This is a genomic window from Actinoallomurus sp. NBC_01490 (assembly GCF_036227085.1).
Lineage (GTDB): Bacteria > Actinomycetota > Actinomycetes > Streptosporangiales > Streptosporangiaceae > Actinoallomurus > Actinoallomurus oryzae.
The window spans coordinates 9,682,171-9,704,824 of record NZ_CP109433.1 but is presented as its reverse complement, the minus strand read 5'-3'; the positions used below and the strand labels follow the sequence as shown (position 1 = coordinate 9,704,824).

21 protein-coding genes are annotated in these 22,654 nt (G+C 71.8%); 10 read left to right on the top strand and 11 right to left on the bottom strand.

Annotated features, from left to right (window positions below; all coding sequences use genetic code 11):
• Positions 1-113: 113 nt before the first annotated feature.
• A complete protein-coding gene (locus OG417_RS44475; protein ID WP_329242651.1) occupies positions 114-395 on the bottom strand; it encodes a hypothetical protein in 282 nt (93 codons plus the stop codon).
• A 421-nt stretch (positions 396-816) separates the two neighbouring features.
• Between OG417_RS44475 and OG417_RS44470 the strand changes: the two genes are divergently transcribed.
• Together OG417_RS44470 and OG417_RS44465 are read left to right on the top strand one after the other, a co-directional pair.
• The gene (locus tag OG417_RS44470) at positions 817-1,581 is read left to right on the top strand and encodes a L,D-transpeptidase (protein ID WP_329242648.1); all 765 of its coding nucleotides are present in this window, start codon (positions 817-819) and stop codon (positions 1,579-1,581) included.
• Between the two features lie 79 nt (positions 1,582-1,660).
• Positions 1,661-2,320 carry a choice-of-anchor P family protein gene (locus OG417_RS44465; RefSeq protein WP_329242645.1) on the top strand — a complete coding sequence of 220 codons (660 nt, stop codon included), beginning with the start codon at positions 1,661-1,663 and terminating at the stop codon, positions 2,318-2,320.
• A gap of 168 nt (positions 2,321-2,488) precedes the next feature.
• On the opposite strand, the gene OG417_RS44460 is transcribed toward OG417_RS44465, so the two are convergent.
• Complete coding sequence (locus OG417_RS44460; RefSeq protein WP_329242643.1) at positions 2,489-3,547, bottom strand: D-alanyl-D-alanine carboxypeptidase family protein; 1,059 nt, start codon at positions 3,545-3,547, stop codon at positions 2,489-2,491.
• A 98-nt stretch (positions 3,548-3,645) separates the two neighbouring features.
• Positions 3,646-4,074 (bottom strand): hypothetical protein, encoded by a 429-nt coding sequence (locus OG417_RS44455; RefSeq protein ID WP_329242640.1) that lies wholly within the window; start codon positions 4,072-4,074, stop codon positions 3,646-3,648.
• A gap of 170 nt (positions 4,075-4,244) precedes the next feature.
• Here OG417_RS44455 and OG417_RS44450 point away from each other — a divergent pair, with 170 nt between their 5' ends.
• Together OG417_RS44450 and OG417_RS44445 are read left to right on the top strand one after the other, a co-directional pair.
• Entirely contained in the window at positions 4,245-5,879 is a 1,635-nt protein-coding gene (locus OG417_RS44450) for an FAD-dependent oxidoreductase (RefSeq protein ID WP_329242636.1), read from the top strand.
• Positions 5,876-7,297, top strand: a complete 1,422-nt coding sequence (locus OG417_RS44445; protein ID WP_329242633.1) for an ATP-binding protein — start codon at positions 5,876-5,878, stop codon at positions 7,295-7,297. Before OG417_RS44450 ends, OG417_RS44445 begins: the two co-directional genes overlap by 4 nt.
• 50 nt (positions 7,298-7,347) lie before the next feature.
• Here OG417_RS44445 and OG417_RS44440 read toward each other — a convergent pair whose 3' ends face one another.
• Together OG417_RS44440 and OG417_RS44435 are read right to left on the bottom strand one after the other, a co-directional pair.
• Positions 7,348-8,574 carry an IS110 family transposase gene (locus OG417_RS44440; protein WP_329239396.1) on the bottom strand — a complete coding sequence of 409 codons (1,227 nt, stop codon included), beginning with the start codon at positions 8,572-8,574 and terminating at the stop codon, positions 7,348-7,350.
• 307 nt (positions 8,575-8,881) lie between these two features.
• A complete protein-coding gene (locus OG417_RS44435; protein ID WP_329242630.1) occupies positions 8,882-9,691 on the bottom strand; it encodes an SDR family oxidoreductase in 810 nt (269 codons plus the stop codon).
• A gap of 260 nt (positions 9,692-9,951) precedes the next feature.
• On the opposite strand from OG417_RS44435, the gene OG417_RS44430 reads away from it, so the two are divergent.
• A complete protein-coding gene (locus OG417_RS44430) occupies positions 9,952-12,156 on the top strand; it encodes a hypothetical protein (protein WP_329242627.1) in 2,205 nt (734 codons plus the stop codon).
• Here the strand turns inward: OG417_RS44430 and OG417_RS44425 are convergent.
• Both OG417_RS44425 and OG417_RS44420 read right to left on the bottom strand, forming a co-directional pair.
• Positions 12,130-12,714, bottom strand: a complete 585-nt coding sequence (locus OG417_RS44425; RefSeq protein WP_329242624.1) for an RcpC/CpaB family pilus assembly protein — start codon at positions 12,712-12,714, stop codon at positions 12,130-12,132. The two genes, OG417_RS44430 and OG417_RS44425, sit on opposite strands and share 27 nt — an antisense overlap.
• The gene (locus OG417_RS44420) at positions 12,711-13,523 is read right to left on the bottom strand and encodes an S-methyl-5'-thioadenosine phosphorylase (RefSeq protein WP_329242621.1); all 813 of its coding nucleotides are present in this window, start codon (positions 13,521-13,523) and stop codon (positions 12,711-12,713) included. The genes OG417_RS44425 and OG417_RS44420 overlap by 4 nt, the downstream gene beginning before the upstream one ends.
• 131 nt (positions 13,524-13,654) lie before the next feature.
• Between OG417_RS44420 and OG417_RS44415 the strand changes: the two genes are divergently transcribed.
• Positions 13,655-15,715, top strand: coding sequence for an MMPL family transporter (locus OG417_RS44415; protein WP_329242619.1), 2,061 nt, complete (start codon positions 13,655-13,657; stop codon positions 15,713-15,715).
• A gap of 41 nt (positions 15,716-15,756) precedes the next feature.
• Here OG417_RS44415 and OG417_RS44410 read toward each other — a convergent pair whose 3' ends face one another.
• The 4 genes from OG417_RS44410 to OG417_RS44395 form a co-directional block, all read right to left on the bottom strand.
• Complete coding sequence (locus OG417_RS44410; RefSeq protein ID WP_329242615.1) at positions 15,757-16,095, bottom strand: FmdB family zinc ribbon protein; 339 nt, start codon at positions 16,093-16,095, stop codon at positions 15,757-15,759.
• 97 nt (positions 16,096-16,192) lie between these two features.
• The gene (locus OG417_RS44405; RefSeq protein WP_329242612.1) at positions 16,193-17,674 is read right to left on the bottom strand and encodes a potassium/proton antiporter; all 1,482 of its coding nucleotides are present in this window, start codon (positions 17,672-17,674) and stop codon (positions 16,193-16,195) included.
• 105 nt (positions 17,675-17,779) lie between these two features.
• Positions 17,780-18,790, bottom strand: coding sequence for a 2-hydroxyacid dehydrogenase (locus OG417_RS44400; protein WP_329242610.1), 1,011 nt, complete (start codon positions 18,788-18,790; stop codon positions 17,780-17,782).
• Between the two features lie 94 nt (positions 18,791-18,884).
• Entirely contained in the window at positions 18,885-19,472 is a 588-nt protein-coding gene (locus tag OG417_RS44395) for a 5-formyltetrahydrofolate cyclo-ligase (RefSeq protein WP_329242609.1), read from the bottom strand.
• Between the two features lie 83 nt (positions 19,473-19,555).
• On the opposite strand from OG417_RS44395, the gene galU reads away from it, so the two are divergent.
• Genes galU through OG417_RS44375 form a run of 4 tightly spaced genes read left to right on the top strand, consistent with a single transcriptional unit; the run spans position 19,556 to position 22,639 of the window.
• Positions 19,556-20,464 (top strand): UTP--glucose-1-phosphate uridylyltransferase GalU, encoded by a 909-nt coding sequence (gene galU / locus OG417_RS44390; protein ID WP_329242607.1) that lies wholly within the window; start codon positions 19,556-19,558, stop codon positions 20,462-20,464.
• Positions 20,461-21,669 (top strand): molybdotransferase-like divisome protein Glp, encoded by a 1,209-nt coding sequence (gene glp / locus OG417_RS44385; protein ID WP_329242604.1) that lies wholly within the window; start codon positions 20,461-20,463, stop codon positions 21,667-21,669. Before galU ends, glp begins: the two co-directional genes overlap by 4 nt.
• Positions 21,666-22,160 (top strand): cyclic pyranopterin monophosphate synthase MoaC, encoded by a 495-nt coding sequence (gene moaC / locus OG417_RS44380; protein WP_329242602.1) that lies wholly within the window; start codon positions 21,666-21,668, stop codon positions 22,158-22,160. The genes glp and moaC overlap by 4 nt, the downstream gene beginning before the upstream one ends.
• A complete protein-coding gene (locus OG417_RS44375; protein WP_329242599.1) occupies positions 22,157-22,639 on the top strand; it encodes a MogA/MoaB family molybdenum cofactor biosynthesis protein in 483 nt (160 codons plus the stop codon). The genes moaC and OG417_RS44375 overlap by 4 nt, the downstream gene beginning before the upstream one ends.
• Positions 22,640-22,654: the final 15 nt, after the last annotated feature.

The window sequence follows — 22,654 nt, the reverse complement described above, 5'->3', positions numbered from 1 at the left end:
GTTAGCCGGGGGGTCGATCATCGGTAGCGGTCCGTTCGGGGCCGTCATCTCGGTGGTGGCGAGTGCGGTGGTCGTGGCGGTGGTCCGTAGCGGGTCGAACGCCGCCGCACTGGTTAGCCGGGGGGTCGACCATTGGCAGCGGTCCGTTCGGGGCCGTCATCTCGGTGGTGGCGAGTGCGGTGGTCGTGGCGGTGGTCCGTAGCGGGTCGAACGCCGCCGCACTGGTTAGCCGGGGGGTCGACCATTGGCAGCGGTCCGTTCGGGGCCGTCACCTCGGTGGCGGCGAGTGCGGTGGTCGCGGCGATGACCCGCAACTCGTCGAACCCCACCACACCGGTCAGCCGGGGCTCGACCATCGGCAGCTTCGACAGGTCGAGCGTGGCGGTGAGGTCCATCCCGAAGACCTAAGACGCTGATCTCCATCGCGCCCCTGCCCGACGGGGTCCGCCGGCTTCGAGGCACACATGCTCGACCACGCCTTGTGGCCGCCTCGCACCGCACGGGCCGCCGACGCCTGAGACAGAGGTAACCCCGGCCCCCTGGCGGCTTTTCAACGCCGAGCGCACGACATTTACCCGCAAGTCAGACGTACCCCTGCACCGGTCGCGACCCCTTATGTCACTCCGCCTGCGGGTCATCGTTACATGTGGTAGTTATGTGACTCTCCTGCGAGATTAAGGGCTCGCAAGATCCCTCATCCCTCAAGTTCCCATTCTCGTGATCTTTGGAGTTTTCGTGCGCATTAGCTCCACGCGGGCTCGCCTCAGGCGATCGGTTTCGGTGTGTTCGCCGGTCGGGGGCTCGCGCAGTCTGGTGGTGGGCGCGCTCGCCGCGGCTGCCATCGCGACGCTCGTGACGGGTTGTGGAGGCAAGGACAAGAGTCACTCCGCGCCCTCGGCCGCCGGGGGTTCGGCGGCGGCCGGAAAGCTGCCGGAGGCGACCACTTTCACGACCCTCAAGAACATCCCCAAGGACACCGGGGCCCTCGCGTCGGCCGATGGCACCGTGGTCCACCCCACCGAAGCGCTGCCCGTCTCCGCGACCCCCGGGGGCCCGCCGGTCGCGATACTGCCGGCCAAAGAGTTGGGCGGCCCGACCTGGGTGCCCGTCGTCGAGACCAAGCCCGGCTGGGAGCGCGTGCTGCTGCCGAGCCGGCCCAACGGCGCGGCCGGCTGGATCGCCTCCGGCAACGGCAAGGTGGAGACGGCGCACAGCCCGTACGACGTGAAGGTCGACACCTCCGCGCGCCGGCTCACTCTGCTCAAGTCCGGCAAGTCGCTCGGCACCTGGACCGTCGCCGTGGGTGCGCCCAAGACGCCGACGCCCGCCGGGCGCACGTTCATCCTCGCCTCGCTCGCCCCGGCGAAGGCAACCTACAGCCCGCTGATCCTGCCGGTCGGCGCGCACTCCGACTCGCTCGACACCTTCGGCGGAGGGCCGGGCACCGTGGCGTTCCACGGCTGGCCGCAAAAGTCGGTGTTCGGGCAGGCCGTCACGCACGGCTGCGTACGGGTGCCGGCGGACGCGCTGCGGCAACTGTCCAAGGTTCCGCTCGGCACGCCTGTGCAGATCTCCAGCTGACGCGAATCGGTCACATGTTCTCGACTCGCCCTTCCGGCTTTCCCTGGAAGCAATCACCCCCATTAGGAGAGAGACAACAATGCGTAAGCACCTGAAGTACGGCGCGATCGCGGGCGCCGTCGCGGCTCCCGTGGCCGCTGCCGTCGCCATCATGCCGGCGGCCTCCGCGACCGGCGGCGGCAGACCGTCCTCGGCCTTCGGCATCTACGCCGCCGGCCTGGTGAACATCCCGCGGACGCCCGTGGTGTCCTCCGCGTCCCGCCCCAGCACCCGCAGCGTCGCCTCCGTGCCCGGCAACCCGCTGGTCCACCTGTCCGTCATCCGTACGCGCGCCGTCCCTGGCCACGCGGAGGCCAGCGTGGTCGACCTCAAGGTGGCCAAGGCCGCCATCAGCCCCAAGGCCGTCCTGTCCGCCAAGCTGATCTCGGCCCGGTGCGACGACGGCGCCGGCTCCTCCCGCCTCGTGGACGTACGCCTGGCGGGGCGCGCCATCCAGGCCGGCATGTCCCCGAACAGCCGCCTCACCGTCCCGGTCGAGGGCCTGGGCGCCGTCCAGGTCACGGTCAACAAGCAGGTCCACAACCCCGACGGCAGCCTCACGGTCACCGCGCTCGAACTCGCGGTGCAGGCGCTCGGCAAGAGCCAGACGATCGCCATCTCGTCCGCGACCTGCGCCGGTTCGTCCGGCGAGGCTCCCCGGCCGACCCCGGTGCCCAGCGATCTCCCGGTCACCGGCTGACCCGACGCCTGGCGGCCCGTGACGTACGGAGCCGCCACCACACGTCCGAGGGCCCCGTGCCGCCGCCTGCTCGGGGCCCTCGGGCCTGTCGCAAAACGCCTCGTGAGACCTTGCCGGCCCACCGTGCGGCGCCCTCGGACGTACCGAGCGGAAAGGCGTGCCCGGGGATCAGTCGCTGCCGGCCTGGGTGTTCTCCTTCGTGTACTCCCAGTGCCACGGCTCGAACGGGCTGCTGTAGGCCCACGAGGGGTGGAACCACTCGTACTTCCTGGAGTTCGCCCGGAGCCAGTTGAACTGCGCCGACCCCTGGCTCTGCACGCCGCCGCAGAGGTCCACGGCCGTGCCGTACCCGTGGTTGCTGTGCCCGGGCACCGCGGCCATGCCCGGCCGGTCGGCGTAGATCCGCTGCTGTTCGGCGAGAGGGCGGTAGGAGTCCGTCAGGCACATCTGCACACCGAACCGGCGCTTGTAGGCGGCGTTCAGGTTGTAGAAGGCCAGCGCCGCGTCGGCGCGTAGCGACCGGCCCGGCTGCGGCAGCTTGCACAGGTAACGCGCCGGGATCAGTCCGTTCGGGAACTTGCGCGCCTCGGAGACCAGGCTCTTGTCGCACGTCAGCCGCAGCCGAGTGTTCGGGTCCAGCTTCTTGAGCGCCGCGGTCAGCTGCGCCGTCAACGCGGCGGCGCGCGACTTCAGGCCACTGACCTCCTGCTGCAGCCGGGCCTGCTCGATCGCGTTGCGCGACTGCAGGTCCTGGGCCGTGGCGGCGAGCTGCTCATGCTGCTTGCGCAGCTGGTTCGCCTTGTCGATGAGTGTCTTCTGGTCGTTGGACAACATCGTCAGGTCGGAGGCCGCCGCGAGGTCCTGGTCGGGATCCTTGCCGCCGATCAGTGCCGGTATCCCGAGCGCCGCCGGATCCTTGTAGGTGCTCGCGGCCAGGCGCGCCAGGGGCTCGCGGATCTGGTCGAGCTGCTCGTCGGCGACGCCGAGGTCGGCCAGGGTCTTCTTCAGCTTCTCCTCGGAGGACTTCAGCTGCTTGCTGCGGTTCTCCCACGTCTTGGTCGCCTTGGCCAGCTCCGCACTGGCCTGGTCGGCCTGCTTGCGGAGAGCTTCGACGCTGTTCGGCGAGGGTGTCTGGGAGGCGGAGGACCGGTCCGAGGCACCGGCCACCCACAACGACGTGAACACCGAGATCGCCGCGATCAGCGCCACCGGACGAGGGCTTCGCACGGGGATCCTTCCGGGGGCTGGCGACTGACTGACGCTGCTCGACCGTACTACAGGTGCCCCTGTGGTCAGACGCCTCATTGTGACGGCCGGGTCATGGGTCATCCGTTCGGTTTGCGCCGGCACACCTCCCAGATCCACGGCCATTTCCTCAGGCTCGTCGGGCAGGCCGTGGCCGGGGCCGAGCGGGAGGGCGTGTGGGTGGCCGGGGGACGGGAGGGCACCGAGGTCACCAGGGGTCGCGCGGGCACGGGGGTCGGCCCCGACCGGCGGGGCGGGACGTACGCGCCCCAGGTCGGTACGGGCGGCGCCGCCTCCGCGGGGCTCCGGCCGGGCCGGGCGCGCTCGGCGGCGTGCTCGTGCGGCCCGCCGCCGAGGGTCAGCCCCGCGACGAGCAGGCCGGCCGCCGCGATCGTGCCCGCCAGCAGCGTCATGCCGTAGCGGAAGGGCAGAACCTCGAACCGGGCCCAGAGACGGCGCGCCATGACGGTCGGAACCAGAGCCGATGCCCACCTGTGTCGCCGATCCACGCGAGCAGGGTAGCGAGGAACGCCCCGTTGTGCCTCCGCTCCGGTGGGTTACCAGGTCAGCGCCGGAGCCGGCCGACCGATCCGGGCAGTGCCACACCTCGGGCTGCTCTCGTCCAGGTGCCGCTCGCCTGGGATACTCGCTGTTTATGGGGATACCGATCTTGTTGACCGTGGATGACGATCCGTCGGTGTCCCGGGCGGTGGCCCGTGACCTGAGACGCCGGTACGGACGGGACTTCCGGGTGGTACGCGCCGACTCGGGGCAGGACGCGCTCGAAGCGCTGCGCGAGATCAAGCTGCGCGGCGACACCGTCGCGGCGATGCTCGCCGACTACCGCATGCCGCAGATGGACGGCATCGCGTTCCTCGAACAGGCCATGGACCTGTTCCCGCACGCGCGGCGCGCGCTGCTCACCGCGTACGCCGACACCGACGCCGCCATCCAGGCGATCAACGTCGTGGACGTCGACCACTACCTGCTCAAGCCCTGGGACCCGCCGGAGGAGAAGCTCTATCCGGTCGTGGACGCGCTGGTGGAGACCTGGCGCGCGGTCGGCGACCGGCCCGTGGAGGAGACCAAGGTCATCGGGCATCGCTGGTCAGCCCCGACGTACGAGGTGCGTGACTTTCTGGCGCGCAACTCCGTGCCGTACCGCTGGTACTCGGTGGACGAGCCGGAGGGATGCCGGCTGCTCGAGGCGGCCGGCGCCGGGCCCGAGGACATCCCGGTGCTGATCACTCCGGACGGCAAGGTGCTGCGCTCGCCGACCGGAGCGGAGATCGCCTCCGTGGTCGGCCTGTCCACCGAGCCGGCCGCCGAGTTCTACGACCTGATCGTCATCGGCGGCGGGCCCGCGGGCCTGGGCGCGGCGGTGTACGGCGCCTCGGAGGGCCTGCGGACCGTGCTCGTCGAGCGGCAGGCGACCGGGGGACAGGCCGGGCAGAGCTCCCGGATCGAGAACTACCTCGGCTTCCCCGACGGCGTGTCCGGCAGCCAGCTCACCGAGCGGGCCCGCCGGCAGGCGCGCAAGTTCGGCGCCGAGATCCTCACCGCCCGCGACGTGGTGGGCCTGGAGGCGCGCGGCTCGGCCCGGGTGATCAGGTTCAGCGACGGCAGCGAGATCGCGGCCCACGCCGTGGTGCTGGCCAGCGGCGTGGCGTACCGGTCCCTGGAGGCGTCCGGCTGCGGCGACCTCACCGGCCGCGGCGTGTACTACGGATCGGCGTCCACCGAGGCGCAGGCGTGCGGCGGCGAGGACGTCTACATCGTCGGCGGGGCGAACTCCGCCGGCCAGGCCGCCGTGTTCTTCTCCCGCCACGCCCGGTCCGTCACGCTGGTCGTACGGGGGGCGTCGCTGGAGCAGTCGATGTCCCACTACCTGATCGAGCAGCTCCGGGCCATCGAGAACGTGCACGTACGCGTCGGCACGAGCGTCGTCGAGGCCCACGGTGACGATCACCTGGAGGCCATCACGCTCTGTGAGAGGGAGAGCGGCAAGACCGAGACGGTGCCGTGCGGGCACCTGTTCGTCTTCATCGGCGCGGCCCCGTACACCGACTGGCTCGGCGAGTCGATCCTGCGCGACGAACACGGCTTCGTCCGTACCGGACCGGACCTGCTCGCCGAGGGGCGGCGCCCGGCGGGCTGGAGCCTCGACCGCGATCCGCTGTACCTGGAGTCGTCGGTGCCGGGCGTGTTCGTCGCCGGGGACGTACGCTCGCAGTCGGTCAAACGCGTCGCCTCGGCGGTCGGCGAAGGCGCGATGGCGGTCACTCTCGTGCACCGGTACCTGGAGGAGCGATGAGCACGCTTTCCCCCGACGAACTCCGCACGCTCTTCCTCTTCGAGAAGCTCACGGACGACCAGCTCGCCTGGGTGAGCGCGAACGGCGAGGTCGAGGAGTACGCGGAGGGCACCAAGGTCCTGACCGAGGGCGACCCCGCGACCTGCTTCTACGTGCTGCTGTCCGGCACGCTGCGGATGACGCGGGTGGTGCACGGCGACGAGCTGGAGATGCTCCGCAGCGAGCAGCGCGGGTCCTACTGCGGCGCCACCCAGTTCCTCATGGGGCAGCGTGGCGAGCAGCGCTACTCCGCCTCGGTGTACGCGCTGACCGACACGGCGTTCTTCTCCCTGCCGGCCGCGGAGTTCGGGGAGAAGTTCGGCGAGTGGTTCCCGATGGCGGCGCACCTGCTGGAGGGCATGTTCCTCGGGCGGCGCAACACTGACGCGGTCGTGGGCCAGCGCGAACGCCTGCTCGCGCTCGGCGCGCTGTCCGCCGGCCTGACCCACGAGCTGAACAACCCCGCCGCCGCGGCCGTCCGCGCGACGTCCTCGCTGCGCGAACGCGTCGCGGGGATGCGGCAGAAACTCGCGATGCTCGCCCGTAAGGACATCGACCCGCACCTCCTCGAACAGCTCATCGACGTGCAGGAGACGCTGGTCAAGCAGGTCGCCGACGCGCCGAAGCTGACCGCGATGCAGACCAGCGACCGGGAGGACGAGCTGTCCGACTGGTTCGAGGACCACGACATCGCCGACGGCTGGGACCTGGCCGCGGTCTTCGTCCCGGCCGGGATCACGGTGGAGCGCCTGGACGAGGTCCATGCGGCGGTGGGCGAGGAGTTCCTGAACGCCGCGCTGCGCTGGCTCGGGTACGCCGTGGAGACCGAGTCGCTGATGGGCGAGATCGAGGACGCCACGACGCGGATCTCCACGCTGCTGGCGGCGGCCAAGCAGTACTCCCAGATGGACCGCGCGCCGTACCAGTGGATCGACGTGCACGACGGCCTCGACTCGACGCTGATCATGCTGTCGGGCAAGCTCGGCCACGTCGAGGTGGTCAAGGACTACGACCGGTCCCTGCCGCAGATCCCCGCGTACGCCGGCGAGCTCAACCAGGTCTGGACCAACCTCGTGGACAACGCGGTCGCCGCGATGAACGGCGACGGCCGCCTGACCGTCCGCACCGCACGGGAGAACGACCACCTGCTCGTCGAGGTCGGCGACAACGGCCCCGGCGTGCCGCCGGAGCTCAGCCAGCGGATCTTCGAACCGTTCTTCACGACCAAGCCGGTGGGCGAGGGGACCGGGCTGGGCCTGGACATCTCGTGGCGCATCGTGGTCAAGAAACACCGCGGCGACCTGCGAGTACGGTCCGAACCGGGCGACACCCGCTTTCAGGTCCTGCTCCCGTTCACCGAGTCCACCGACGACACCTGATCGTCGGCGAGGCCCTCGGCTCGTGTGAGACACCCCTGGAGCTGGGGGTGTCAAGCGGCGGTGTTGTGGTGGACTCGGTGTGCCCATGCGGTGGCCGGGTTGTAGGGGGTGCTGGTCTTCAGGCAGCCGTGCAGGATGCCGACGAGTCGGTTGCCGAGTTGGCGGAGGGCGGCGTTGTGGCTGGTGCCGCGTGTGCGGAGCTCGTCGTAGTAGGCGCGGCATCCGGTGTCGTGCAAGATCGCGCAGGATGCCTGCATGTGGAGGGCGTCGAGGAGACGGTCGTTGTGGACGAAGCGGGCGTGGACGGTTTTGGACTTGCCGGATTGGCGGGTGATCGGGCTGGTGCCGGCGTAGTTCTTGCGGGACTTGGCGTCTGCGTAGCGTCCGTCGGCGTCGCCGAACTCTGCGAGTACCCGGGCGCTGAGGATGGGGCCCAGACCAGGCTGGGATAGGTAGATCTCAGCGTCCGGGTGCCGGCCAAAATAGGCCTCGACCTGCTCTTCCATTGCCTTGATCTCGCTGGTGAGGGTCTGCAGGACCGCCACGGTCGCCCGTGTCGTCGCGGCGTAGGCCGCGGTGATGATGGGGCTTTGATCCAGGTGTGGGGTGCTCAGCGCGTCGTGGATCGCCTTTGCCTTGGCCGTGATGTCACGGCGGCGGCCGGTGAGCGCTGCGGTGATCGCCTGTGGGCCGAGTTCGGCGGCCGCCTGTGGGGTGGGGGCCGCCGCCAGCAGCTCCAGGGTGTCGGCGGCGGTCAGCCCCAGGTCTTTGTAGGCCATCAGTGCGGCCGGGAAGTACTCGCGCAGCGCGGCCCGTAACCGGAGCATGTGCCGGGTCCGTTCCCAGATCAGCGTCTGATGCGCACGGGCCAAGACCTTGACCGCCTCGGCGATGCCGGAGTCGGCGGCGACCTGGCGGAGCTGGTGACGGCGGGTCCGGGCCATGTCGGCCAGGGAGCTCGCGTCGGCCTTGTCGCTCTTGGCGCCGGAGACCGACACGATCTCCCGGTGCCGGGCGGCGACCTTGGGGTTCACCCCATACACCTGGTAGCCGGCCGCGATCAGCGCCCGTACCCACGGGCCCCGGTCGGTCTCGATACACACCACCACCTGCGAGGGGTCACCGTCATCGGGCAGGAGGGCCGCGAGGAGTTCATGCAGACCAGACACCCCCGCCACACCCTCGGGCAGCCGGGCCTTCCTCAGCGCCCGGCCCGAGCCGTCCTGAACCTCCACATCATGGTGATCTTCGGCCCAGTCATCTCCGACGAACAACATCGCCGCTCCGCTCCATCGGGGGTATCGATCCAGATCAGCAGCCCGCGAGAGCCCACCGGCGGCCTAATGGACCAGTGCTCACGCCAACCGGCGGGCACGACACCCCATCAGCGGTCCGGCTCCCGACCACCAGCGAGGGCACGATCTCACACCAGGACTCAACAACGGTCCAGGGGCACCGAGTGCTCACCCACCAGCGGCTACCAGGCACCGAGTCTGTCCCACAAACTCACCCGGCACCTCCCATTAGGGGAACCCTCACCTGGGCCTGGCGTGTTGAGGGGGACCCTCACAGCCGCGAGTCTCTTCAGCGGCGGAAGCCGCCTTCGCTGTTGATGATCTGGCCGGTGATCCAGGCGGCGTCGTCGGTGGCGAGCCAGGCGATGAGGCGGGCGGGGTCGTCCGGCGTTCCCCAGCGGCCGGCCGGGAAGCGTCGGCGTACCTCCTCGTGGGCGGCGGGGGGAGCGTAGCCGGTGTCCACCGGACCGGGGTTGACCGCGTTGAGGTTGATCCCCTGGTCGGCGAGGTGGTCGGCCAGCGTCGGAGTGATGGCGGCGAGGGCGCCCTTGGCACTGGCGTACGCGACCTCGTCGCGCATCGGACCGAGGTTCTGCCCGGAGGTCATGAGGATGACCCGGCCGCCGGCCCGCCCGTCGTGCCGGGCGGCGAACGCCTGGGTGAGCAGGATGGTGGAGCGGGTGTTCACGGCCCAGTGCGCGTCGAGCATGGCCGCGTCCAGCGTGCCGAGCGGACCGTCGCCACCGCTGCGCGCGTGGTTGCAGACGAGGATGTCGAGGTGCCCGAACGCCGCCACGGCCGCGTCGACGAGACGCTCGGGCGCGCCGGGCTCGCCGAGGTCCAGGCCGAGATGGTGAAGAGAGGCGTCTTCGGCGAGGACCTCGCGGACACCGTCGACCACCGCCTCGATGCCGCCGGGGTCGGCGCCCCAGGGCTGCTCGGCGTCATGCGGAACATGATGGTGGAGGAAGACCCCGGCCCCGAGCCCGGCCAGCCGCCGCGCGACCGCGAACCCGATCCCGGCCCGGCGGCTGACCCCGGTGACGAGCGCGACCCTGCCGCGCAACGCTTGCGATGAGGCGAACTCGGCAGCACGCATGCCCGCCAGCCTGAACGCACGAGGACGGCAGCGGCAACCCGTTTTCAACCCGCCCCGACCGCCACCGGGACCACCTGCGAAGGCGCCTGACCACCGACCCGCGACTCGTCCCTGCGAGATCGAGTTGCACCGTTGATCGGGTCGGCCGGGGCATCGGTCGGTGGATCACGGATCCGGGAACGCCCGGGCGGGTCGTGGGCGATGACCGTCACCGCGTGCGGCGTCCGCGTCGGTCGGTCCGCTGTGAGAGGCTCGCGGGCATGCGGCTGAGCTGTTCCGGCGCGCGGTGGCCGACCACAGGGGCGGGATCTCGGCTGGGGCGCGGCCTGTCGATGCTCGTCTCCCTGGCGGTCATCGTCACCCTGCTCGGGAGTGCGCCGGGGTTCGGGACGGCGCACGCCACCGCGAGGGAGAACACGGGCGGGCCGGTGGTGGTCGTGGGCGTGCCCGGCCTGCGGTGGGACGATCTCGGCCCGCGGGACGCCCCGAATCTGTGGCGCCTGGCCGGACGCGCGGGACTGGCGAACCTGTCCACATACACCGTGTCGGGGGTCACCTGCCCGGTGGACGGCTGGCTGACGGTCTCCGCGGGTCAACGGGCATCGTTGAACGGCAGCGAGCCGGCGGTGTGCGACCTGCCCGCGCCGCCGTCCCCGCGCGGGTCCGGGGCGATCGTGCCCGGCTTCGCCCAGATTCGTGCCCGGAACCTGCGCGGAAAGTACGCCGCACGGGTCGGTTCGCTGGGCACGGCGATCCACCGGTCGGGCGGGCTGACGATGGCGGCCGGGCCGGGGGCGGCGTTCGCCGCAGCCGACGTCCGGGGACGAGTCGACTTCTACTCCCCGGTGCCGGAGGCCGTTCCCCCGACCAGATGGGCTTCGGTCAGGCTGGCCGTGGTGGATGTCGATGACATCCAGCGCGTCTATCCCCGGGCCGGATCGGCGACCATCAGCCGAACGCGGCGGGCAGCCGCCGTGCGGCAGGCCGACCGCCGTATCGGCAGTGTGCTCACCGCGCTTCCGGCCTCGGCGAAAGTCGTGGTCGCGGGCGTGTCCGACACCACCCGGCGGAACTCACTGCACGTCCTCATGGCGGCCCCGGGCCTTCGCCCGCGGTATCTGACCTCTGCTTCGACCCGGCGACAGGGTCTGGTGACCCTGACCGATCTGACCGCCGGCGCGCTGTCGGCCGCCGGCGTCCCGGCTCCGGCGGCCGTCGTCGGCAGAGCCTGGCATCCGGAGGGCAAGCCGGTCACGGTGGCCGCGGCGGCGGACTCGTTCGGCGACGCCAACCGCGCCGCCGAGATCAGCCGGCACACCATGACACCGTTCTGGATCGCGTTCATGGCCGGGCAACTGCTCCTGTACGCGGCAGGTGCGCTCGCGCTGCGGCGTAACTGGCAAGGCGGACGACGGCGCCGCGTCCTGACGGCGACCCGGACGGTCGCGTTGTGCGGGGCGGCCGGGCCGCTGGCGACCTACCTGGTGAACCTGCTGCCGTGGTCACGTTTCCCTCATCCGGTCACCACGATGTTCGCCGGCGTCGCCGGCTTCGACATCCTCCTCGTCACAGCGGCGCTGGCAGGCCGGTGGCGGCGCGACGTCATCGCACCCGGCACGATCATCGCCGCCCTGACCATGGTCACGTTCGCCGCCGACGTGATGACCGGCGCACGGCTGCAGTGGGACAGCGTGACCGGATACAACCCGATCATCGCGGGGCGCTTCTACGGATTCGCGAACATCGCCTTCGCCGCCTACGCCACCGCGGTTCTGCTCACCGCCGCCGGCCTCGCCCACCTGCTGGTCACCCGCGGTCATCGCCGTGAAGCCGTGATCGTCGTCCTGGTACTCGGTGCCGCCGCCGAGGTGGTCACCGCATGGCCGGATTGGGGCGCCAAGTTCGGCGGAACCATCGCCTTCATCCCGGGCATCGTTCTCACCGCCCTGATCGTCGCCGGCCGCCGGATCTCACCCGCGCACGTCGCGGGATGCCTGGCCGCCGGTGTGGTCGTCATCGCGACCTCGGCGTTCATCGACTACTTGCGCCCTCCCGCAGATCGCACCCACCTCGGCGAGTTCGCCGGCCAAGTGGTGAACGGGCAGGCCGCCACGGTCGTGACCCGCAAGGCCGGAGCGATGCTGCGAAGCGTCGGCCACTCCCCGGAACTGACCGTCTTGACCGTGGCCGCGTTGCTGTTCTTGTGGCTGGCGCTCATCCGTCCGACTCGATGGCGCGCCGGGGCCCTCGAACTGGCCTACGGACGAGCACCCGCGCTCCGCGCGGGCCTGGTCGGTGCTTTCGCGACGTCGATGATCGGATTCCTGGTAGAGGACTCAGGGATCAGCGTCCCGGGGATCGCTTTGGCCATCGCAGTGCCCCTCGCACTGGCCGCCGCCACGCGCACGCTCGCCATCCACCGCCGAGCAGCCGGGGCGTCACTGGCTGAGGATGGTGATGGATAGGCGGGAGTCGACGGAGGCTCTGGCCAGGGCGGCGGCTTGGGGGCGGTCGGTGCGGACGACGATCAGGGCGCCCTCGTCCGAGGCCGGGGCCGGTTTGGGGACGGCCAGGATCGGCACGGAGGACGCCACGGTGCGGGCCGGGGTGGGGCTGTCGGGGCGGGCGGCCAGTACGTCCACGCGGTCGCCCGGGTGGAGCAGGCGGGCGACGGCGGCGTCGGCCAGGCGGATCGGGGTGGCGACGGCGGCCGGGTCGTCTGCCGTCAGGAGGCCGCCTGACCGCAGGCGGGCGTCGGTCAGGGGCTCGCCTCGGCGGACGGGGCCGGACAGGGTCCGGCCCGTCGCCACGCGCACCAGGCCGGACGGGACCGCGGCTCGCGGTAACGACCTCGCGGTCACATCGCGGGTGGCCAGCGTGGTGCCCGCGGGCAGGTCGCGGGCGGCCACCCACACGCGGACGCCGCCGCCGTGCGGCCGGGCGGCGGCCAGGCCCAGGGCGGCCGCGGCCGCGGCGAACACCGCGGCCAGCAGCCGGCGATGCCGGCTCAGCACCGCCCTCATGGCAGGTCGAACGGAAGCTTGAGCCCGTCGAGGGCCTGCGGGCACAGACATTCGCGCTCGGCCGGCAGGCCGGCGACGATGTCGGTGACCAGGCCGCGCAGGCGGTCGACGTTTTCGGCGAACACCTTCAGCACCTCCTCGTGCGTCACCCCCGCGCCCTCTTCGACGCCGGCGTCCAGGTCGGTCACCAGGCACGCCGGGATGTAGCACAGCGCCAGCTCACGGGCGAGCACGGCCTCCGGGTGCCCGGTCATGCCGACCAGCGTCCAGCCCTGCCCCGCAAACCACTGGGACTCGGCCCGGGTCGAGAAGCGCGGCCCCTCGACGACCACGAGCGTGCCGCCGTCGACCGGCTGCCAGCCCGCCGCGGTCGCCGCCTCGACGGCCGTGCGGCGGCCGGCCGGGCAGTAGGGGTCGGCGAACGACACGTGGATCGCGCCGCCCTCCTCGTAGTAGGTCTGCGCGCGCCCATGGGTGCGGTCGATGAGCTGGTCGGGGACGCAGAGCGTGCCGGGCCCGTACGCCGTGGTGAGGGACCCGACGGCGCTCGGCGCCACCACCTGCCGCACGCCCAGGGACCGCAGCGCCCAGAGATTGGCGCGGTAGGGGATCTTGTGGGGCGGGAAACGGTGGTCGCGGCCGTGCCGGGGCAGGAAGGCGACCCGCCGTCCCGCGCCTCCGCCCGGCAGCGTGCCGATGGCGATGGGGTCGCTGGGCGGGCCGTAGGGCGTGGTGACCTCGACCTCCTCGACGTCGTCGAGGAAGGAGTAGAAACCCGAGCCGCCGATCACACCGATCTCTGCATGCATGAGCGGGACATTAGCGGCCCGCCGAACCACCGCGCGAGGCCCCTGCGCACCTGTGGACAACCGAAAACGCGATATGTCTTGACTGGCCGGACAAACGCGTAATATCTTCTCGCAAAACGAGAGGAAGATACATGAACAGGAGACTCGTACGGCTCCCGGCGAGCCGCCGTACGAAGTGGCTGGTCCTGGTCGGGTGGCTGGTCCTGCTCATGGCCGGCGGCACGCTCGGCGGCCGGCTCCAGGGTGTGACCCAGAACAACGCCGACGCCTACCTGCCCGGCAGCGCCGAGGCCACCCAGGTCATCAAGCTCCAGGACAAGGTGCACAAGGAAGACGGGATGCTCGCCGTCGTCTCGTACGAGCGCCGCAGCGGCATCACCCCGGCCGACCAGGCGGACGCCCGGCAGGCCGCCGCGCAGCTCGCCCGCATCGGTCCCGTCACCGGACCGCTCATGGCCAAGGACGGCCGGGCGATGCAGCTCCTCGTGCCGATAACCGGCGACGGGGACGGCGTGCTGAAGGCCGTCGACACCATCCGCCACACCGTGGAACGCGCCCCGCCCGGGCTGGACGTCCGCGTCACCGGCCCCGCCGGCGGGCTGTCCGACGCGGTCAAGGTGTTCGGCAGCATCGACGGCACCCTGCTCCTGGTCACGCTCGCGGTGGTCGTGCTGATGCTGCTGCTGACCTACCGCAGTCCGTTCCTGTGGGTCGTCCCGCTGATCGCCGCCGGCTCGGCGTACACGCTGTCGCAGGGCGTGGTGTACCTGCTCGCCCGGGCCGGCCTCACCGTCAGCGGGCAGAGCACCGGCATCCTCGCCGTCCTCGTCTTCGGAGCCGGCACCGACTACGCGCTACTGATCATCGCCCGGTATCGCGAGGAGCTCCACCGCCACGAGGACAAGCACGAGGCCATGCGGCTCGCCCTGCGCCGTGCCGGACCGGCCGTCCTGGCCAGCGGCGCCACCGTCACGATCGGCCTGCTCTGCCTGCTCGCCGCCGAGCTCAACTCCACCAGCGGCCTCGGCCCGGTCGGCGCCGCCGGCATCGTCTGCGCGCTGGCCGCCATGACCACCCTGCTGCCCGCCCTGCTGGTGGCCCTGCCACGCGGCGTCTTCTGGCCCGTCGTGCCCCGGTTCGACCGCGCGTACGACGAAGGCGAGCATGGAGTCTGGGCCGCCGTGGCCCGGTTCGTCGGCAACCGGCAACGCGTCATCTGGATCGGCACGGCGGTCCTGCTGGGCGTCCTGACGCTCGGCCTGACGTCGCTGAAGGTCGGGCCGGTCTCCAGCGCCGGCCAGTTCGTCGGCACCCCCGACTCGGTCGTCGGCGAACAGGCGATCGCCCGGCACTTCGCCGCCGGTACCGGCAACCCCGCCGTGGTGATCGCGCCGACCTCGCCGGGACTGCACGACGCGATCGCGGGCACCCCGGGCGTCGCCCAGATCGGCGAGCCCGTCACCGGGAGCGGTTACACGCAGTACGAGGCGACGCTCGCCGATCCGCCGGACAGCCCGGCCGCGCGCGACACCGTCGACCGGCTCCGGGCCGCCGTACACCCGCTCGGCGGCCGGGTCGGCGGCACCACCGCGATCAACGTGGACACGCAGCGCGCCGCCGTCCACGACGGCAAGGTGATCATCCCGCTGGTCCTCGGCGTGGTCTTCGTGATCCTCGTCCTGCTGCTGCGGGCGGTCGTGGCGCCGCTGCTCCTCATGGGCACCGTGGTGTTGTCCTTCGCCGCGTCACTCGGCGTCTGCGGACTGGTGTTCACCCATGTGTTCGGCTTCGAGGGCGTCGACTCCGGGTTCCCACTGGAGATCTTCATCTTCCTGGTCGCCCTGGGGGTGGATTACAACATCTTCCTGCTCACCCGGGTACGCGAGGAGGCGCGGCGGCTGGGGACCCGGCGGGGCGTCCTGCGCGGCCTGACCGTCACCGGCGGTGTGATCACCTCGGCCGGCGTGGTGCTGGCCGCCACCTTCGCGGCACTCGCCACCCTGCCCCTGACCGGGCTGGTGGAGATGGCCTTCGCGGTGGCTTTCGGAGTGTTGCTCGACACCCTGCTCGTACGGTCGCTGCTGGTGCCGGCGCTGGCCTGCGACATCGGCGCAGGCCTCTGGTGGCCGGGCCGGCTACCGACCGTCCCGCGGCGTGAGAGCGAGCCGCGGGCGCGCACGTCGGTCGGCTGAAGGGAAAGGCAGAGCGGGCCCGGCGGCCTCGCCGGGCCCGGTCAGGCCACCTTCTCCGAAGATCCGCTGGACTTCGAGGATGAGGAAGACGACGAGTCGGACGACTTGGATTCCGACTTCGTCTCGGTCTTCGTCTCGCTCTTGGCCTTCGTGTCGTCCTTCTTGGTGGTCTCCTTGGACGTGCTGCTCGTCCCACCGGAGCCCGAACGGCTGTCGGTGCGGTAGAAACCCGATCCACGGAACACGATGGCGGCGGGCGAGAAGATCTTCCGAAGCCGCCCGCCGCACGCGGGGCACTCGGTCAGCGCGTCATCGGTGAACTTCTGCACGACCTCCAGCGGCTCACCGCATTCCGTGCAAGCGTACTGATACGTCGGCACGAGATCCTCCTTGCTGCACAGGCCACGTGGGGCAACCTGGCACTCTCACCTGATGACTGCTAAGTGTACGGGGCGCCGGATCATTCCCGACCAGGGCTCACGCATCCCCTCGCTCGCCGTACCAACCGGCCAGCTTGCCGCGCCGGCTGATCGCGCGCAAGCGCCGTTCGGCCGGGCCGCGGGCGTCGCTCGTCGTGACGACCAGCAGCTCATCGCCCGCCTGCAGGCGAGTGCTGGGCTCGGGTACGAAGCTCTTGCCGTCCCGTACGACGAGGGTGATCGACGCGCCGGCCGGCATCCGCAGCTCGAAGATCTCCACCCCGTCGAGCCGGGACTCCGGCGGGATGCGGATGGTCAGCAGGTCCGCGTGCAGTTCCTCCAGCGGCGCGGCCTCGACGTCGATCTCGCGGCTCGCCTCGGAGACGGCGACGCCGAGCGCGCGGGCGAGCCAGGGCAGCGTCGGCCCCTGGAGCAGCGTGAACACCACCACGATGATGAACACCTGGGCGAACAGCTCGTCCGCCCCGCTCACGCCGGCCGTCATCGCCACCGTGGCGAGCACGATCGGCACCGCCCCGCGCAGCCCCGCCCACGACAGGAAGGCCTTCTCCCGCCAGGCGAGCCCGAGGAACGGTGTCGACAGCAGCACCGACAGCGGCCGCGCCACCAGGACCAGCGCGAACCCGCACACCAGCGCCGGCCAGATCTGTGCCGGCAGCTCGGACGGCGAGGCCAGCAGGCCGAGCATGATGAACAGCCCGATCTGAGCGAGCCACGCCAGCCCTTCGGCGAATCCACGGGTCGCCGGGCGGTGCGGCAGCGGGCTGTTGGCCAGCACGAGCGCCGCGACGTACACCGCGAGGAACCCGCTGCCGTGGATCAGGGAGGTCTCGCCGTACGCGCCGATCACCAGGGACAGCACCGCGAGCGGGTACAGGCCCGAGGCCGGCAGCGCCAGGCGCCGCAGCGCGAACGCGCCGATCCATCCCACGACCAGCCCGATCACACCGCCGATGATCAGCTCGGCCACCAGCTCACCGGCCATCGTGAGAGTGCTGGGGACGTGCCGGGCGGTCAGCGCGAGGACCAGGATGATCACTGGCGCGTCGTTGAAGCCGGACTCGGCCTCCAGAACGCCGGACAGCCGTGAGGGCAGCGGCAGCCTCCGCAGCACCGAGAACACGGCCGCGGCGTCGGTCGGCGCCAGCACCGCGCCCAGCAGCACGGCGTTGCGCCACTCGGCGCCGATCAGCCAGTGCGCGGCGGCGGCGACCACCGCGATGCTGACCGCCGTACCGGCGATGGCCAGCGAGAGAGCCGCCGGCACGCCCTCACGTACGTCCGCCCATCGGGTGGTCAGGCCGCCCTCGGCGAGGATCAGGATGAGCGCGGCCAGGCCCAGCGTCTCGGCGAGCGCCGGATCGTCGAAGCGGATGCCGAACCCGGCCTCCCCGAGCAGCAGCCCGAGCGCGAGGTAGAGGAGCAGGCTGGGCAGTCCGGTGCGATGCGCCACGCGTACGGCGACGATGGCCGTGATGAGCACGAGGGAGCCGAGCAGCAGCCACAGATCGAGTTTCACCGCTCCCCCTCACTGTGGCTTCTGCCGGGTTCAAAACCGCGCCTGCCGGGCCCCTCACCGTGCCCCTGCCTCGGTGGCACCGTCACGAAACGGCAGGCCGGGCCGCTAGCGGCGGCGGATCACCGAGTCCACACCGTTGACCACGTCCGACACCGGCCGCCCCTCGACCGCGGCCCGCACGTTGTCCATGACCATGGTGATGATGTTGCTCTGGGCCCGCCGGGTCCCGCCTGCGGCGTGTGGTGACAGCAGGACGTCGTCGTGGCCGCGCAGCGGATGGTCGGCGGGCAGCGGCTCCTGGTCGTACACGTCGAGCGCGGCGCCCGCGAGCCGCCCGTCGTCCAGTGCCGCGAGCACGGCGTCATCCGGCGCGATCCCGCCGCGCGCGACGTTGATCAGCAGCGCGCCGTCCGGCAGCAGTGCGAGGCGTTCGGGGCCGAGAAGCCCGCGCGTCTCGGCGGTCAGCGGCAGGCAGACGACCACGACGTCGGAGGTGGCGAGCAGTTCGTCGAGGTCCTTGTAGACCCCCTCCGGGCGACGCCGGCGCGACCAGTACGCCACCGGGCAGCCGATGGCGGAGAACAGCCGCGCGGCCTCGGTGCCGATCGCGCCCATCCCCAGAATCCCGACGCGTCGGCCGCCCAGCTCGTCCGCGCCGTGCGCGGCGGCCTCCAGCTGCGGCCAGCCGCCCGAGCGCATCCGCCGGTCCGACCAGGTGAGGCGGCGGGACAGGTCGAGAGCGGCCGCGAGGGCCCATTCCGCCACCGACCGGGTGTTCGCCCCGGCCGTGTTCGCCACCGGCACGTTCGCGGCGGTCAGCGCGTCGAGGTCGCAGGAGTCGACCCCGACCGACGGCATCTGCACGAACGCCAGGTGCGGCGCCGAGGCCACCGCCTCCGCGTCCATGGCCAGCAGACCGGTGTAGTCGCCGACGACCAGCTCCGCCTCGGAGAGTGCCGCGCGCAGCCCCTCCCGGTCGCGGGTGGCCGGAACGCTCACCTCCGCGCCCAGCGGCTCGAAGAGGCCCCGGTTCATCTCCTCGCCGAGCGGCATCAGGGCGAGCAATCGCCACGGCGTGCCGTTCACGAGACCGCTCCGGTCGTCCGGCGCACTCACCATCTCCTCACGAATCAGGGTGTTCAGCCCGATTCTTCTGTACCGGAGGAATCTCCGCTACGCCGAGAGAGTGTGATCAGCACCTCTTTTGTGATCAAGTGAAACGGGTGATGCCCCGCGAGGGCGTCACGACGGCGCGGACCGCGCGGTCGTGCGGCTCGGCGGGCACCGAGCCGAGGAGCTCGGAGTCGTACACCGCCGCGACCGTCAGGATGCCGGGGTCGACACGCGCCAGCACCCGGTCGTACGAGCCGCCGCCGCGCCCGAGGCGGGTGCCGGTCGAGGACGACACCGCCAGCGCCGGCACGATGATCAGGTCCGCCCCGCGGACGGCCGTGACGCCGCGCGGCGGCTCCACCGGCTCGAGCAGCCCGTACGGGCCGGGGCGCAGGGAGTCGGGCCCTTCGTAGGAGGCCCAGTCGAGGTCGCCGCCGGGCAGCAGCCTGGGCACCAGCACGTACGTCCCGCGCTTCCACAGCGCGAACAGCAGGCCGTGAGTGCCCGGCTCGTCCCCGATCGAGACGTACGCCGCCACGGTGCCGGCCATCTCGGCCTCCGGGAGCGTGAGGAGCGTGTCGCGCAGGACCCGGGCGGCCGTGGCACGCGTCTCCTCGCTCAGCCCGGCGCGCGCGGCCAGCAGCCCGGCCCGCAGGGTCGTCTTGTCCTCGGCGATGTCACGCACGAGACCATTCTCCCGCCCTCCGCGACCGGAACTCGCGGACCCGCGCGGGCGTCCCGTGGGAAGTCGGGGACTAGGGTCTTCCCATGGTCGACCACGAACCCGTAACCAAGGCGGTCGTCCCCGCGGCCGGCCTTGGAACCCGCTTCCTGCCCGCCACGAAGGCGACCCCCAAAGAGATGCTGCCGATCGTCGACAAGCCGGCGATCCAGTACGTCGTCGAGGAGGCCGTGGGCGCCGGTCTGAACGACGTCCTCCTCGTCACCGGACGCGGCAAGCGCCCGATGGAGGACCACTTCGACCGCGCGTACGAGCTGGAAGAGGCGCTCCGCGCGAAGGACGACCCCGAGCGCCTCGCGGCCGTACGCGAGTCCAGCGAGCTCGCCAACGTCCACTACGTACGCCAGGGCGAGCCCAAGGGCCTCGGGCACGCCGTCCACTGCGCCCGCCAGCACGTCGGCGACGAGCCGTTCGCGGTGCTGCTCGGCGACGACCTCATCGACGCGCGCGACCCGCTGCTCAAGCGGATGCTCGAGGTGCGCGCCGAGTTCGGCGGCAGCGTCGTCGCGCTGATGGAGGTCGAGCCCGAGCAGGTGTCGCTGTACGGCTGCGCCGCGATCGAGCCCACCGCCGAGGACGACGTCGTCAAGGTGACCAACCTCGTCGAGAAGCCGGTGCCCGGTGAGGCCCCGAGCCGGTGGATCATCATCGGCCGCTACGTCTGCGACCCGGCCGTGTTCGACGTGCTGGAGAAGACCCCGCCCGGCCGCGGCGGCGAGATCCAGCTCACCGACGCGCTGATGACCCTCGCACAGCGCGACCGGTCCCAGGGCGGCCCGGTGCACGGCGTGCTCTTCCGCGGACGCCGCTACGACACCGGCAACAAGCTCGACTACCTGCGCACGGTGGTGCAGTTCGCCGCCGACCGGCCCGACCTGGCCGCCGAGTTCCTGCCGTGGCTGCGGGAGTTCGTGGCCAGGCAAGACGCGTCATGAAGACCGTCGACGAGCACCTCGCCGACATCCTGGCGGCGACGCGCCCGCTGCCGCCGCTGGAGGTCGCCCTCCTGGAGGCGCTGCACGGCGTGCTGACCGAGCCGGTCACCGCGCCCGTCGACCTGCCGCCGTTCGACAACTCCGCCATGGACGGGTACGCCGTGCTCTCCTCCGACGTCGCCGGGGCGTCGGAGACGTCGCCGGTGAGCCTGTCGGTGGTCGGCGACATCGCCGCCGGCGACCAGGGCACCCACGCCATCCGGCCCGGCCTGTGCGCGCGGATCATGACGGGTGCCCCGGTGCCGGCCGGCGCCGACGCGATCGTGCCGGTCGAGGCCACCGACGGCGGCACGGCCAAGGTCACGATCCGGCAGGCCGCCGAGCCCGGACGCTACATCCGGCGCAGCGGTGAGGACGTCACCGCGGGCCAGACCGTTCTGCAGGCGGGCACGCGCCTGGGCGCCTCCCAGGTCGGCATGCTCGCCGCGGTCGGCCGGGCCCGCGTCTCCGTACGGCCGCGCCCGCGCGTCGTCGTGCTCTCGACCGGCAGCGAACTGGTCGAGCCCGGTGGCACCGTCGGCCCGGGCCAGATCTGGGACTCCAACAGCTTCGCGCTGACCGCCGCCGCCACCGAGGCCGGAGCCGTCGGCTTCCGGCAGGGGTCGATCGGCGACGACCCCCGCCGGGTGCTCGCCGCCATCGAGGAGCAGCTCGGCTTCGCCGACCTGGTCGTCACCTCCGGCGGGGTCAGCATGGGCGCCCGCGACGTGGTCAAGGAGGTGCTGTCGGGGCTGGGCACGATGAAGTTCGAGCAGGTCGCGATGCGGCCGGGCAAGCCGCAGGGGTTCGGCCTGCTGGACGGCCGCACGCCGGTGTTCACCCTGCCGGGCAACCCGGTCAGCGCCTTCGTGTCCTTCCAGGTCTTCGTACGGCCCGCGCTGCGCGCCCTCCAGGGCCTGCCGCCGGAGCCGCTGCCGACCGTGACGGCGCACCTCGCCTCGCCGGTCAGGTCCCCCTCGGGGCTGCGGCACTTCCTGCGCGGCGATCTTCGTTACCGCGACGGCGCCTACGAGGTGAGCCCCGCGGAGGGCCAGGGGTCCCACCAGATCTTCGCGCTCGCCACGTCCAACTGCCTGATCGTGGTGGGGGAGGACGTCACGGAGCTGTCCGAGGGCGACCGGGTCGAGGTGCTGAGGCTGCCATGACGGATCCTTCCGGGTTCTCCCACCTCGACGAGTCCGGCGCGGCCCGCATGGTCGACGTCTCCGCCAAGGAGGTCTCGGCGCGCACCGCCACCGCGAGCGGCTTCGTACGCCTGTCGGCCGACTGCGTCGCGGCCCTGCGCGCCGGGAACGTTCCCAAGGGCGACGCGCTGGCCGTGGCCCGCATCGCCGGCATCCAGGCGGCCAAGCGCACGCCCGACCTCGTCCCCCTCTGCCACCCGATCGCCATCCACGGCGTGACCGTGGACCTGGCCGTCCACGACGCGGGTGTCTCCATCGAGGCCCAGGTGCGCACCGCGGACCGTACCGGCGTGGAGATGGAGGCGCTCACCTGCGTCTCCGTCGCGGCTCTGGCACTGATCGACATGGTCAAGGCCGTCGATCCCGCCGCGGTGATCACCGACGTGCGGGTCGAGGAGAAGACCGGTGGCAAGACCGGTCACTGGCGGCGGCCCGGCGGAGAGGAGCGATGATGCGGGCCCTGGCGGTCACCGTGTCGAACCGTGCGTCGGCGGGCGTCTACGAGGACACCTCCGGGCCACTGATCGTCGCCGGGCTGCGCGAGCTCGGCTTCGAGGTCGGCGACCCGGTCGTCATCCCCGACGGCGAGCCCGTCGAGAAGACGCTGCGGGAGGCGGTCGCCGCGGAGTACGACGCGGTGATCACGAGCGGCGGCACCGGGCTCACCCCCCTGGACCTGACGCCGGAGATGACCCGCCGGGTGATCGAACGCGAGATCCCCGGCATCGCGGAGGCGATCCGCCTGACCGGCTTCGCGAAGATCCCGACGGCGGTGCTGTCCCGCGGCCTCGCCGGCGTGGCCGGCCGTACGCTGATCGTCAACCTGCCCGGCTCGGCCGGGGGAGTGAAGGACGGCATGGCCGTCCTCGCCGGCGTCCTGCGTCACGCGGTCGACCAGATCGGCGGCGGCGACCACCCGCGTACGTCCTGAGCCGCCCGGCCGATG